The following is a 13,016-nucleotide window of genomic DNA, read 5'->3' on the forward strand; positions in this document are numbered from 1 at the left end:
GGCCATCTTCTTGGCTGCAGCCTCGACGTCGTCGAGTCCACCGCAGCTGTTGAATGCCTGCTCGGGCAGGTGATCGAACTCGCCCTTGCAGACGCGGTCGAAGGCTTCGATCGTGTCGCGGAGCGGCACGACGGAGCCGGGCTCACCGGTGAACTTCTCGGCAACGATGAAGTTCTGGCCGAGGAACTTCTGGATACGACGGGCGCGGCCGACGAGGACCTTGTCCTCTTCCTGAAGCTCGTCCATACCGAGGATGGCGATGATGTCCTGCAGTTCCTTGTACTTCTGCAGGATGCGCTTGACCTCGTTGGCAACGCGGAAGTGCTCGGCACCGACGATGCCGGGCTCCAGGATGCGGGAGGTCGAGCTCAGCGGATCCACAGCGGGGTAGATACCCATCTGCGAAATCGGGCGCGAAAGCTCGGTGGTGGCATCGAGGTGCGCGAACGTCGTAGCCGGCGCGGGGTCGGTGTAGTCGTCGGCGGGCACGTAAATAGCCTGCAGCGAGGTGATCGAGCGACCACGGGTCGAGGTGATGCGCTCCTGGAGCTCACCCATCTCGTCCGCCAGCGTGGGCTGGTAGCCCACTGCCGAAGGCATACGGCCGAGGAGGGTGGAAACCTCGGAGCCTGCCTGCGTGAAGCGGAAGATGTTGTCGATGAACAGCAGAACGTCCTGGCCCTGAACGTCGCGGAAGTACTCCGCCATCGTCAGTGCGGACAGGGCGACGCGCATACGCGTTCCGGGCGGCTCGTCCATCTGGCCGAAGACAAGGGCGGTGTCCTGGAGGACGCCCATCTCTTCCATTTCCAGGTGGAGGTCGGTGCCCTCACGGGTACGCTCACCGACGCCTGCGAACACCGAGGTGCCCGAGAACTCGCGAGCGATACGCGTGATCATTTCCTGGATCAGAACGGTCTTGCCGACGCCGGCGCCACCGAACAGGCCGATCTTTCCACCCTTGACGTACGGGGTGAGGAGGTCGATGACCTTGATGCCGGTCTCGAGGATCTCGGTCTTACCTTCGAGCTGATCGAAGGCTGGTGGCTTGCGGTGGATTCCCCACTGCTCGCCGTCGCGGCCGAGGCCCGGGGTGTCGAGGCAATCGCCCAGTGCGTTGAACACGTGGCCCTTGACGACGTCACCGACGGGAACCGAGATCGGCTTGCCCAAGTCGGTCACTGCAGTGCCGCGGACGAGGCCGTCGGTGGGCTGCATGGAGACGGTGCGGACCAGGTTGTCACCGAGGTGCTGTGCAACCTCGAGCGTCAGCGTCTTGGCGACCGAGGGAAGCGTGATCTCGGCGTTCAGGGCGTTGAACAGTTCAGGAACAGCGCCACGCGGGAATTCAACGTCCACGACGGGACCGATGACCCGCACGACGCGGCCGGCTACGGCCGAAGCCGAACCTGCCCCGTTGTTTTCGGTTACTGCTGCGGTCATGTGCTAGTCACTTCCTGCGCTCGAGGCGAGCGCGTTGGCGCCGCCGACGATCTCGCTGATTTCCTGGGTGATCTGGGCCTGGCGAGCCTGGTTGGCCTGACGGCTCAACGTGTTCACCAGTTCGTTTGCGTTGTCCGTCGCGGCCTTCATGGCAGTACGACGGGCTGCCGACTCCGATGCCGCAGCATCGAGAAGCGACGAGAAGATACGAGTGCTGACGTACTTCGGGAGAAGAGCACCGAGAAGCTTCTCGGGCTCGGGCTCGAAGCTGAAGTCCGCGACGGGGCCATTGTCATGGTCGTCGTCGTGGCCGTTGGTCAGCATGTCGTCACCGAGTTCGATGCGCTCGTCCGACACGAAGACCTCGAGAGGAGCCATACGGCGAACCTCGGGAGTCTGCGTCAGCATCGACACGAAGCGGGTGTAGACGATATGGAGTTCGTCGACGCCCTCGATCGTGCCTTCACCGTTCGGAGCGGCAACCTGGTTACCCGAACCAGCCATGAACAGCTCCACCAGGTGGCGGCTGGCCTTCGCGGCATCCGAGTAACCCGGATCCTGCGAGAAGCCCGTCCACGCAGCACCGATGTCGCGGCCGCGGAACGTGTAGTAGCCGAGCCCCTTGGAACCGAGCACGTACACGACCGGCTCCTTGCCCTCGCTGCGGAGGAGAGCCATGAGCTCTTCTGCCTGCTTGAGGACGTTGGAGTTGTAGCCACCACACATGCCGCGGTCACTGGTGACAACGAGGACCGCTGCCCGCTTGGGCTCCGGACGCTCGTTGAGCAACGGGTGATCGAGCGAAGCAGACGCACTCGCCAATTCGGTGAGTACCTTCGTGATCTCCTCGGCATACGGCTTGGACGCGGCGACGCGAATCTGAGCCTTGGTGATACGCGAAGTCGCGATCAGTTCCTGTGCCTTGGTGATCTTCTTGGTCGAGTTGACCGACTTGATACGAGACCGCAATTCGAGAATGCTCGCCATCGATCAATCACTCTCCCTTCGGAATTCGCAGTGTCATGGGCGCGTACGTCACTTGCTGACGGTCTTGCGCTTGACGTTGATCTGCTCGTTCGCGACCTCGTCGGCGCCCAAAGCGTCAGCCTCGGCCTCGTTCACGACCCGGCTTCCGTCGGATGCGATGAAGCCTTCCTTGAACTTGTTCGTCGCGGCGATCAGCTCAGCAGCGTTGTCGGCATCGAGTGCCTTACCGCCGTTGATGCTGGAGTAGACGCCAGCAGCCGAGTGCTTGAGGTCTTCGAGCAGTTCCTTCTCGAAGCGACGGACGTCGCCGATCGGAACGCTGTCGAAGATGCCTTCGCCGGCCAGGTAGATCGAGACGATCTGGTCCTCGACGGGGATCGGGCTGTACTGATCCTGCTTGAGCAGCTCGACCAGACGGGCGCCGCGCTCGAGCTGAGCCTTGGAGGCAGCGTCGAGGTCGGAAGCGAAGGCGGAGAACGCTTCGAGCTCACGGAACTGAGCCAGTTCCAGACGCAGCGAACCGGAAACCTTCTTCATGCCCTTGGTCTGTGCAGCGCCACCGACGCGGGAGACCGAGATACCGACGTTGATCGCGGGGCGAACGCCCTTGTTGAACAGGTCGGACTCGAGGAACACCTGACCGTCGGTGATGGAGATGACGTTGGTCGGGATGTAAGCCGAGACGTCGTTCGCCTTGGTCTCGATGATCGGCAGAGCCGTCAGCGAGCCACCGCCGAGTGCGTCGGACAGCTTCGCCGAACGCTCCAGCAGACGGGAGTGCAAGTAGAAGACGTCACCGGGGTAAGCCTCGCGTCCCGGCGGGCGACGCAGCAGCAGCGAGATGGCGCGGTACGCCTCTGCCTGCTTGGTCAGGTCGTCGAACACGACCAGAACGTGCTTGCCCTGGTACATCCAGTGCTGGCCGATGGCCGAGCCGGTGTACGGTGCGAGCCACTTGAAGCCTGCGGAATCAGATGCCGGAGCAGCAACGATGGTGGTGTATTCCATCGCGCCCTTCTCCTCGAGGGCAGCCTTGACGCCCGCGATGGTGGAACCCTTCTGACCGATGGCAACGTAGATGCAGCGCACCTGCTTGTTGACATCGCCGGAATCCCAGTTGGCCTTCTGGTTCAGGATGGCGTCGATGCAGACCGCGGTCTTGCCGGTCTTGCGGTCGCCGATGATGAGCTGGCGCTGGCCGCGGCCGATCGGGGTCATGGCGTCGATAGCCTTGATACCGGTCTGGAGCGGCTCTTCGACCGGCTGGCGCTCGAGCACCGAAGCGGCCTGGAGCTCGAGTGCACGGTTCTCGGTGCTCTCGATCTCGCCGAGGCCGTCGATGGGCGCACCCAGCGGGTCGATGACGCGGCCGAGGAAAGCATCGCCGACGGGAACCGACAGAACGTCGCCCGTGCGCTTTACTTCCTGGCCTTCTTGAATGTTCTGGTAATCGCCAAGGATGACGGCACCGATTTCGGTGGCATCCAGGTTGAGCGCGACGCCGACGATTCCACCGGGGAACTCCAACAGCTCGTTGGACATAGCCGAAGGCAGGCCAGAGACGTGCGCAATGCCGTCACTGGTGTCGGTCACTGTGCCGACCTCCTCACGGGAGGCCTCCGGGGAGTAGCTCGCGGTGTAGTTGTCGATCGCGCTACGGATCTCGTCGGAGGAGATCGTCAGCTCCGCCATGTTTTTCCTGCTCTCGGTGTCTGGTCTTCGAAAAGATCTGGAGTATGTGTTCGGCTGAAGGACTACTTGAGGTTCTTCCGCAGTGCTGCGAGTCGACCCGCTGCGCTGCCGTCGATAACCTCGTCGCCCACCCGGACGACCAAGCCGCTGAGGAGTTCTGGATCGACCTCGACGTGCACTGCTACCGGCTTCCCGTAGGTGCGGGTAAGAGTGCTCGCCAAGCGATCCGACTGCTCCGAGCTCAACGCCGAGGCGCTGCGAACGTGAGCAACGGTGGTATCGCGCTGCGCTGCGGCAAGATTCGACAGCTGATCGAAAGTGTCTGCGGGTGCAGACTTCAACCGGCCGACAGCCTGTCCGGCGAGTGCCTCGGTGACCGCGGTGACCTTGCCGTAGAGCAAGCGGGAGAGGAACTCACGCTTGCGGGCTGCGGGAACCGACAGATCCGAGAGCGTCTGCTCCAGGCTGGGATCCCCTGCCACGATGCGACCGAGACGGAAGAGCTCGTCCTCAACGGTGTCCAACTGGCTCTGATCGGCTGCGGCGCGGAGCAGAGCTTCGCGTCCGAGCAGTTCGAGCGAGTTGACCAAGTCGCGGGCCGCAGACCAGTCCTGGCCTGCAGCTGCCTTCACGGTGGCGAGCGCCTCGGCGCCGACCTTTCCGGAGAACAACTGCTCTGCCAAAGCCTGGCGACCAGCGGCCGGTGCCGAAGCGTCAGCCAGCGCGCTGCGAAGAGCGCGCTGGCCGTCGAGTACCTCGACCACCGTGAAGAGCTCGGACCCAGCCTGAGCAGAAGCAGCAGTTGCGGCTCCTGCAGAGACGGCGCCCAGGGCACTGCTCAGCGCAGAACGAGTCTGCGCCAAGGCTTCACGGCTCGCTGCGTACATGTTGCTCACTTCCTGGCTGAATCAGCGCTGACGGTGTCGAGCTCGTTGAGGAAACGATCAACCGTTCCGGCGCGCTTCACGTCGTCGGCGAGAGACTCCCCGATGACCTTCTCGGCCAGGTCTACAGCGGTCTTGCCGAGATCCGAGCGGAGCTCAGCGACGATCTGCTGACGCTGGGCGACGAGCTGGCTGTGGCCTGCGGCCACGATGCGGTCGCTCTCGTCCTGCGCCTGAACCTTCATGTCAGCGATGATCTGCTGACCCTGGGTACGCGCTTCCTCACGGATCTGCGCTGCCTCGGTACGAGCTTCGGCGAGCTGCGCGCGGTACTGCTCGAGCGCGGCCGCTGCCTCTGCCTGTGCGTCTTCGGCCTTCTTGATGCCGCCCTCGATCTGCTCGGTGCGTTCGGCCAAGACCTTCTGGAACTTCGGAAGAACGAGCTTCCAGAAGACAAAACCGACTACGACGAGCGCAACCGCGGACCACACGATGTCGTATGTCTCGGGCAAGAGAGGATTGTGTGTCTCCTCTGTTGCCGCGAGCACTGCGAAGGTGGCTCCCATGTCTGTCTTAGAAAATGAAACCGGCGACAAGGCCGATCAATGCGAGGGCCTCGGTGAATGCAATACCGAGGAACATGGTGGTACGAACCTGGCCGGCCATCTCGGGCTGGCGGACCATGCCTTCGATTGCCTTGCCCACAACGATGCCCACGCCGATGCCGGGGCCGATTGCTGCGAGGCCGTAGCCGATGGCTCCGTAGCCGCGCGACTTGGTCTCGACAACTTCCTGAGCGAGGTAAGCGATGCTCATGGTGTTCCATTCCCTTTCTGTTGACCTCTGCCGGATTCGGCAAGAGGCTCAGTTCTTGGTGTAGCTGGTGAGGAGGTAAAAGGTCAGTGCTCGTCGGCGTGGAGCGCCAGTTCGATGTACACCGCGGTCAGCAACGCGAACACGTAAGCCTGCAGGAAGATGACCAGCAGCTCGAAGAACGTGAATGCGATACCGGCGATGATCGACGGAACGCCGAAGATCGCCTGGAATCCGCCGGACACGAAGAAGAAGTAGTTCGTCGCGCTGAAGAACAGCACCAGCAGGATGTGGCCGGCCAACATGTTGGCCATGAGACGAACCATCAGCGTGAACGGGCGCAGGATGAAGGTCGAGATGAACTCGATGGGCACCAACAAGAAGTGCAGGGGCAGCGGAACGCCGGGAACGACGATGCTGCTCTTGACGTACTTGAAGAAGCCGTACTTCTTGATTCCGACGTAGTTGAACACGATGTAGGCGAGCGCCGCGAGTACCAGGGGCATACCGATTCGTGCGTTCGGCGAGATGTTCAGGAAAGGAATGATGCTGGCCAGGTTGCTGGCGACCACGATGAAGAAGATTGTCGTGATGACCGGCAGGAAGCGCTTGCCCTGTTCCTTGCCCAGGATCTCCTCGGCGATGTTGATACGAACGAAGTCGAGCGCAAGCTCAGCGGCGTTCTGCATCCCACGGGGAACCAATCGAGGGCTGCGCATCGCGATCACGAAGAAGGCTGCGACCAGCACCGACATCAGCAGACGAATCAGCATCAGACGGTCGAGCTCGAAGGGGCCCGCGTGAATCAACACGGAGGGCGGGAAAAAATCGTCTAGTGACGGCGCATGGAATTCATCCGCGGCCAGGGTGGTGACGCTCAGCGTTCTCTCCCGTAGTCGGTCCGCAGCCATCATTGACTGCGGTTCGATCGGACATTGACGATCTACAAGTCGACAAGTTCGACTCGCGCATTCGTCAGCAGCTGGAGAACCCTAGAGGGGCCTGGCGTCTGTCGGTGTCGGCGACTCTCGTCGACTCAGTGGTCAGAATTTCGACCACCTGCGAGCACATGGCATCGTCGGCTGAGTGTTACTCGGCCCACCATTGCTCTCGCTTGAACCGAACCTTATCAAGTCATCTACGACATTGTGTAGATGGGGTACCTGGAAGTCCGATTAGTTACCTCTTGTAGTACTACTCGTCGTCGTCGACGTTGCTGCTGGGAGTGGGATCGACGTACGGAGTTTTGGTTCCGAGAACGCCGTATGTCTCCGCGCCGAGCACCACGACCAGCGACATGATGATGACCAGGACGAGAGCGGTCTTGTTGTAGAAATCCATGTCCGAGAGGACAAAGAGAACAACCATCGCGAGAATCATCTTCAGCAGCCACGTGCCGAGAAGAACTGCACCGGCCGTGAGCGCAGGCAACTTCGCTGTGAGCAGCACGCCCAGCGCCGTGAACAGGATGAACCCGCCGCCGACGGCTGCGCCGATCAAAGCGCCGTAGACGCCTTCCTTACCGGCGAAGAGCCCGCCCAGGAGCGCGCCGACCACGGCCAGCGCGATCAGCCCCATCACACCCCACTTCACGGCCGACTTCATGGCGGCGGTCGAATCAGGGATGGGTTGCGAGGCAGGTACAGGCTGCGGCGTGTTCGTCACGATGCCCAAGGGTAATGGATCGGAAAACTTGGCTAGCGACGCTGCTGCTTGCGATCGATCAGGGAAGGCACCGCAGTGAAGAACAACGCAAGAACCAAACCGGCCGCGACGAGTACAACAACCAGCTGACGATTGAGCAGCGAGGATCCGACGGCACCGAACGCCAGGACGCTGACCCACAGGTAGATGACCAGCACAACTCGTCGGTGCGTGTGTCCGATCTGCAAGAGGCGATGATGCAGGTGCATCTTGTCCGGACTGAACGGACTGACGCCCGCTTTCGTCCGGCGGATCACGGCCAGGAGCATGTCCAGCATCGGGATGAACATCACAGCCCCGACCAGCAACAACGGCGCGAGGAGGCCGACGAGGTCGCGGGTTCCGTAGGCAGTCAGCGGAATACGACCGGATGCACTGGTGGAGATCGCGGCCAGCATGAGACCGATCAACATCGACCCGGAATCGCCCATGAAAATGCGCGCTGGATTGAAGTTGTGTGGAAGAAAACCGAGACAAGCGCCTGCCAAAGCCGCCGCGATCATCGCCGGCGGGTAGACACTCGCGTCGCCGCCCTGATCGTGGAGAAGACCGATCGAGAAGATGAGGATGGCGAGCGCCGCGATCAGACCCAAACCGGCGGCCAATCCGTCGAGACCGTCGACAAAATTCATGGCGTTGATGGTCGCGACGGCAACAGCAACGGTGAACAGTCCGGATTGAATCTGATCGAGGATGATGGTGGACCCACCGTCACCGCCGAACGGGTTGTAGATGATGAACCAGCTGACGCCCATCACCACGAGAACGCCGGCAGCAGTCACCTGACCGACAAATTTGGTGAGGGCGTCGAGGCCCCACCTGTCGTCGATCACACCCACGAGGACGATGACGGCGCCAGCTACGAGCGCAGCGTGTACGTCAGGACTGCCGAAGCCGAAACCTCTTGTGAGCGCGGGTAATTGCTGCGCGAACAGCAGACCGACAGCCATGCCGACATACATTCCGACGCCACCGAGGCGCGGAATCGGCTCGACGTGAACGTCCCGATCACGAGGAATCGCGACAGCGCCGAACCTCAGCGCCAACAACCGGACTGCGCCAGTCGCCAGGTAGGTCACCACCGCCGCCGTACACAGCACGAGCAAAAGTTCACGGATGGGAACACCCGCTCCCCCGCCACCCTGTGCCAGATACGTGGTCGCCTCGTAGGAAGTGATCACTGCTCGAGATCACCCGTCTGGCGGGCATAGGCAGGCTTTGCCCGGACCAGTTCGCGAACGCCGTCGGCAACTGCTGCCAACTCGGCCTCTCCTGACGTGGTGGCGGGGTCCGCGACAACTGCGCGCGCGATCAACTCCCCCACCACGCTCATGTCGGAGCGGTTGAAACCCTGGGTCGTCACGGCCGCGGACCCGACGCGGATTCCGGACGTGACGGCGGGCGACTGCGGATCGAACGGAATCGCGTTCTTGTTGAGCGTGATCGAAGCCAGTCCGCACCTACGCTCGGCGTCGACTCCGGTGACACCGCTTGCGCGCAGGTCGAGAAGCGCCAGATGTGTGTCGGTTCCACCGGACACGGTGCGCAGGCCGCGAGCTTCCAACGACTGCGCGAGTGCCGATGCGTTGGCAACCACTTCCTGTGCATACCAACGATATTCCGGCGTCGACGCTTCCTTGAAGGCAACCGCCTTCCCGGCGATCGCATGCATCATCGGGCCGCCTTGAATGAAGGGGAACACCGCGCGATCTACAGCCGAGGCGTGCTCGCTGCGGCACAGGATCATTCCGCCGCGCGGGCCTCTGAGGACTTTGTGCGTCGTCGCGGAGACGACGTCGGCGTACGGAACGCACGAAGGTATCGCCCGGCCTGCCACCAGTCCGATGAAGTGGGCGGCGTCGACCCACAGGATCGCACCGACCTCGTCTGCGATCGAGCGGAAGGCTGCGAAGTCGATGGTGCGGGAGTACGCGGTCGCGCCGGCGACGATGATTTTCGGCTTGTGCGCCAGAGCCAGGGTGCGAACCTCGTCGTAGTCGATCAATTCGGTGGCCGAATCGACGTGATAGGGAACGGTGGTGAACCACTGCCCAGAAAAGCTGACGCGAGACCCGTGAGTCAGATGCCCACCGTGCGGCAGACTCATCGCCAATACGGTGTCGCCGGGCTTGGCGAATGCGGCGTACACCGCGAGATTCGCAGTGGCCCCCGAATGCGGTTGGACGTTGACGTGCTCGGCGCCGAACAGCGCCTTTGCCCGATCGATCGCCAGATTCTCGGCTACGTCGACGTGCTCGCACCCGCCGTAGTAACGCCGACCCGGATAACCCTCGGCGTACTTGTTACTCAGGGTCGAACCCAAGGCAGCCAGTACCGAGGGGCTGGTGAAGTTCTCGCTCGCGATGAGTTGAAGTCCGTCGCGCTGACGCTCGAGTTCGGCCAGCGCAACAGCCGCGATCTCGGGGTCTGCCGTGGCAAGCTCACCGAAATCCGGTCCCCAATACGTGGATTCCCCCGCGCGCTCGCCGCCGGCGCCGACCATCGTTACGAAACTCCCTCTACGAGACTTTCCGGACTGGTGCCCAATACCTCGGCGATGGATTCTGCCGAGACGGCACCCACTCGCAAGATACGCGGTGAATTGCCGGTCAGGTCGACGATCGTGGAAGCAACGGCGTGTTCGGCCTTGCCCCCGTCGAGATACACGCTGGCAGATCCGCCGAGCTGATCTCGGGCTTCCTCGACGGTAGTTGCCGGCGGACGCCCCGAAATGTTGGCGCTCGAGACGGCAAGCGGTCCGACATCGCGCAACAATTCGAGGGCAACCGGGTGGAGGGGCATGCGGAGCATGACGGTTCCGCGGGTATCACCGAGGTCCCAGGCAAGTGAAGGCGCCTGCTCGACGACCAGGCTCAGTCCGCCGGGCCAGAATGCGCGGATCAGATCCCGTGCCTGCGGGCGCACGCTGTAGACGAGCCCGTCGATGGTGTTCCACGATCCGACCAGAACCGGGACGGGCATGTCTCGCCCGCGTCCCTTCGCGCGCAACAGACTCGTGACAGCTTCGCTGTCGAACGCGTCGGCGGCGAGTCCGTAAAGGGTGTCGGTAGGGAGAACTACGAGTCGGCCGGCCTTGAGCGCGTTCTTCGCGGCGGCCAAGCCTGCGGTTCGGGAATCTGTCTGACTGCAGTCGTACACGGTACTCACTCAGCCATCCTTTCACTCTGCGCTTCGGGCGTTCGATTCCGCTGTGCTTCGACGTCGGTGGCGACACGTCTGGCGACGACGAATCGCGGACGACCGGCAAGATCTGGATGCTGCGCGACCTCGCCGAATACCCGGCGCGCCGAGAACAGCGCAGCGACGCCGTCCCCGTTGGTGTCGTCGTGCTCGATGCCTGCCGCGCCGCCGATTCGAAGCCACCGCGCGATGTTGCTGATCATGGGTTTGATGACGGACAGACCGTCGACGCCACCGAACAACGCGGTGTGCGGGTCGTAATCCATGACCTCAGGCTGCAATTGCGCGCCTTCGGGGATGTACGGCGGATTGGAAACGACCAGATCGACGCCGCCCTCGAGCCCTGGCAACAGGTTCCGATCGGTGACATCGCCCTGATGCAGATGGATCGGTGTATCACCGGCGGCCTCGCGGTCGGCAGCATTACGACGCGCCCACGCCAACGCGGCGGGCTCCTTCTCCACGGCGTGAACGACGGCGTCCGGACGGGCCTCGGCGATGGACAGCGCGAGTACACCCGATCCCGTACACAGGTCCAGAACTACCGGCGGCTTGCTTCCGCAACCTTCGAGGAACGAGAGTGCCCAACCCATGAGCAGTTCGGTTTCCGGCCGCGGAATGAAGACACCCGGCCCGACAGCGACGTCGATGTTGCCCATCGACGCGACTCCGATGATGTGCTGCAACGGAATCCGCTTCACCCGTTGCGCAACCAACTCGTCGAACGCCGCGATGACCTCGGGATCGACCAACGGAATCAGCCCGAGACGCGTGCGTTCGACCCCGAGCAGGTGGGATGCCAACAACTCGGCGTCGGTGCGTGGGCTGGGCACACCTGCGGCGTCGAGCTGTTTTGCAGCTTCGATCAGCGCCAAACGAAGTGGAAGTCGACTCACGGGTACAGCCTGCCACGCTCGACCGACACGCGGTTCACCGAGTTCCCGGCGGGATGGAGGTCAGTCATGGTCTGCATCTACTCGGCCGCGAGACGCGCCTCTCGGTCCGCCTTGCCCAATGCATCGAGAAGTGCGTCGAGCTCACCGTCGAGCACCGCATCGAGGTTGTGCGACTTGAATCCGATGCGGTGATCGGTGATGCGGTTCTCGGGGAAGTTGTAGGTGCGGATGCGCTCCGAACGGTCCACCGTCCGAACCTGACTCTGGCGACCTGCCGACGCTTCAGCGTCCGCGGCTTCCTCGGCGACTACCTGCAAACGGGCTGCAAGGACCTGCATGGCGCGCGCCTTGTTCTGGAGCTGCGAACGCTCGTTCTGGCAGGTGACGACGATGCCGGTCGGAAGGTGCGTGATTCGGACAGCAGAGTCGGTCGTGTTGACGCCCTGACCGCCCTTGCCGGACGAACGGTAGACGTCGATACGCAGGTCACTCTCGTCGATCTGGACCTGCTCGACCTCTTCGGGCTCCGGGTAGACCAGAACGCCGGCAGCCGAAGTGTGAACGCGCCCCTGGGATTCGGTGACGGGCACTCGCTGGACGCGGTGAACGCCGCCCTCGAACTTCAGCCGCGCCCACACTCCGTCCGGGGTGTCCGACTTGCTCTTGATCGACAGCGTGGCTTCCTTGTATCCGCCGAGATCGGAGACCGTCGCGTCGAGAATCTCGACGCGCCAGCCATGCCGTTCCGCGTAGCGGACGTACATGCGGGCCAGGTCCGAGGCGAAGAGCGCGGATTCTTCGCCGCCCTCACCGGACTTCACTTCGAGGACGATGTCGTCGCCGTCATGCGGGTCACGCGGCGCCAACTGATCGGTAAGCGTCTGCTCGAGCTGCGCGACCTCGGCTTCGAGATCGGGGATCTCGGCGGCGAAGCTGGAATCGTCGGCGGCTAGTTCGCGCGCGGCTTCCAGATCGTCCTGCGCAGCGGTGAGCTTGTTGTACGTCGACATGATCGGCGAGAGCTCGGAGAACCGCTTACCGACGCGCCTGGCAGCGGCAGGGTCGTTGTGCAGCGCCGGATCGGACATCTGTGCTTCGAGACCGGCGTGCTCCGCCAAGATGTCGTCGATGGCCGAGGGCTGGGTTGCGCCTGCCATGGTTCGCTCCGCTCTGAGTTTCGATTCCTACGGTGCGCGCTTGAAGGTATTTCGACGCCGGGACCCGGGAAACGCGCAAACCGAGTGCAGGCACAAAAAAGCCGACGCCCGATCTGCGCATGGCAGATCGGGCGTCGGCGGAACAGCTAGGACTCGGTGGCCGGGACCTTGCTGTCTGCGCGCTTGCCGTAGCGAGCCTCGAAGCGAGCGACGCGTCCACCGGTGTCGAGAATCTTCTG

General features: G+C 63.0%; 13 protein-coding genes and 1 pseudogene. All 14 read right to left on the minus strand.

What is annotated here, in order from left to right; genetic code table 11:
• A partial coding sequence (gene atpD, locus A2J01_RS15050) for a F0F1 ATP synthase subunit beta (RefSeq protein ID WP_064113015.1) occupies nt 1-1,443 on the minus strand: 1,443 nt, incomplete at its 3' end.
• Between the two features lie 3 nt (nt 1,444-1,446).
• A complete protein-coding gene (locus tag A2J01_RS15055) occupies nt 1,447-2,430 on the minus strand; it encodes a F0F1 ATP synthase subunit gamma (protein WP_064113016.1) in 984 nt (327 codons plus the stop codon).
• Nucleotides 2,431-2,478: 48 nt separating this feature from the next.
• Nucleotides 2,479-4,122: a F0F1 ATP synthase subunit alpha gene (gene atpA, locus A2J01_RS15060; RefSeq protein WP_007726218.1), complete on the minus strand. Its 1,644-nt coding sequence runs from the start codon at nt 4,120-4,122 to the stop codon at nt 2,479-2,481.
• Between the two features lie 62 nt (nt 4,123-4,184).
• On the minus strand, nt 4,185-5,009 hold the full coding sequence (locus tag A2J01_RS15065) for a F0F1 ATP synthase subunit delta (RefSeq protein WP_064113018.1): 825 nt from the start codon (nt 5,007-5,009) through the stop codon (nt 4,185-4,187).
• A 5-nt stretch (nt 5,010-5,014) separates the two neighbouring features.
• Nucleotides 5,015-5,572 (minus strand): F0F1 ATP synthase subunit B, encoded by a 558-nt coding sequence (locus A2J01_RS15070; RefSeq protein ID WP_019749173.1) that lies wholly within the window; start codon nt 5,570-5,572, stop codon nt 5,015-5,017.
• 7 nt (nt 5,573-5,579) lie between these two features.
• Nucleotides 5,580-5,822 carry an ATP synthase F0 subunit C gene (locus A2J01_RS15075; protein ID WP_003941327.1) on the minus strand — a complete coding sequence of 81 codons (243 nt, stop codon included), beginning with the start codon at nt 5,820-5,822 and terminating at the stop codon, nt 5,580-5,582.
• A gap of 83 nt (nt 5,823-5,905) precedes the next feature.
• Entirely contained in the window at nt 5,906-6,733 is an 828-nt protein-coding gene (atpB, locus tag A2J01_RS15080) for a F0F1 ATP synthase subunit A (protein WP_030537337.1), read from the minus strand.
• A 280-nt stretch (nt 6,734-7,013) separates the two neighbouring features.
• Nucleotides 7,014-7,484 carry a glycine zipper family protein gene (locus A2J01_RS15085; protein WP_019749175.1) on the minus strand — a complete coding sequence of 157 codons (471 nt, stop codon included), beginning with the start codon at nt 7,482-7,484 and terminating at the stop codon, nt 7,014-7,016.
• A gap of 32 nt (nt 7,485-7,516) precedes the next feature.
• Nucleotides 7,517-8,704 (minus strand): glycosyltransferase family 4 protein, encoded by a 1,188-nt coding sequence (locus A2J01_RS15090; protein ID WP_003941359.1) that lies wholly within the window; start codon nt 8,702-8,704, stop codon nt 7,517-7,519.
• Nucleotides 8,701-10,026, minus strand: a complete 1,326-nt coding sequence (glyA, locus tag A2J01_RS15095) for a serine hydroxymethyltransferase (RefSeq protein ID WP_064113017.1) — start codon at nt 10,024-10,026, stop codon at nt 8,701-8,703. Before glyA ends, A2J01_RS15090 begins: the two co-directional genes overlap by 4 nt.
• Before the next feature lie 2 nt (nt 10,027-10,028).
• A complete protein-coding gene (locus tag A2J01_RS15100; RefSeq protein WP_003941345.1) occupies nt 10,029-10,691 on the minus strand; it encodes an L-threonylcarbamoyladenylate synthase in 663 nt (220 codons plus the stop codon).
• Nucleotides 10,688-11,620 carry a peptide chain release factor N(5)-glutamine methyltransferase gene (gene prmC, locus A2J01_RS15105; protein WP_054186744.1) on the minus strand — a complete coding sequence of 311 codons (933 nt, stop codon included), beginning with the start codon at nt 11,618-11,620 and terminating at the stop codon, nt 10,688-10,690. The genes A2J01_RS15100 and prmC overlap by 4 nt, the downstream gene beginning before the upstream one ends.
• A gap of 77 nt (nt 11,621-11,697) precedes the next feature.
• On the minus strand, nt 11,698-12,777 hold the full coding sequence (gene prfA, locus A2J01_RS15110; RefSeq protein WP_003941341.1) for a peptide chain release factor 1: 1,080 nt from the start codon (nt 12,775-12,777) through the stop codon (nt 11,698-11,700).
• Between the two features lie 146 nt (nt 12,778-12,923).
• A pseudogene (locus A2J01_RS15115) lies at nt 12,924-13,016 on the minus strand (50S ribosomal protein L31); the annotation flags it as partial.

Origin of the sequence: Rhodococcus sp. EPR-134 (assembly GCF_001647205.1) — a bacterium.
Taxonomy (GTDB): domain Bacteria; phylum Actinomycetota; class Actinomycetes; order Mycobacteriales; family Mycobacteriaceae; genus Rhodococcus_F; species Rhodococcus_F qingshengii.

Excerpts from the sequence above, each read along its gene's own strand:
- A2J01_RS15055 (WP_064113016.1), bottom strand. The coding sequence starts at position 2,430 with ATGGCGAGCATTCTCGAATTGCGGTCTCGTATCAAGTCGGTCAACTCG.
- atpA (WP_007726218.1), bottom strand. The coding sequence starts at position 4,122 with ATGGCGGAGCTGACGATCTCCTCCGACGAGATCCGTAGCGCGATCGAC.
- A2J01_RS15065 (WP_064113018.1), bottom strand. The coding sequence starts at position 5,009 with ATGTACGCAGCGAGCCGTGAAGCCTTGGCGCAGACTCGTTCTGCGCTG.
- A2J01_RS15070 (WP_019749173.1), bottom strand. The coding sequence starts at position 5,572 with ATGGGAGCCACCTTCGCAGTGCTCGCGGCAACAGAGGAGACACACAAT.
- A2J01_RS15075 (WP_003941327.1), bottom strand. The coding sequence starts at position 5,822 with ATGAGCATCGCTTACCTCGCTCAGGAAGTTGTCGAGACCAAGTCGCGC.
- atpB (WP_030537337.1), bottom strand. The coding sequence starts at position 6,733 with ATGATGGCTGCGGACCGACTACGGGAGAGAACGCTGAGCGTCACCACC.
- glyA (WP_064113017.1), bottom strand. The coding sequence starts at position 10,026 with ATGGTCGGCGCCGGCGGCGAGCGCGCGGGGGAATCCACGTATTGGGGA.
- prfA (WP_003941341.1), bottom strand. The coding sequence starts at position 12,777 with ATGGCAGGCGCAACCCAGCCCTCGGCCATCGACGACATCTTGGCGGAG.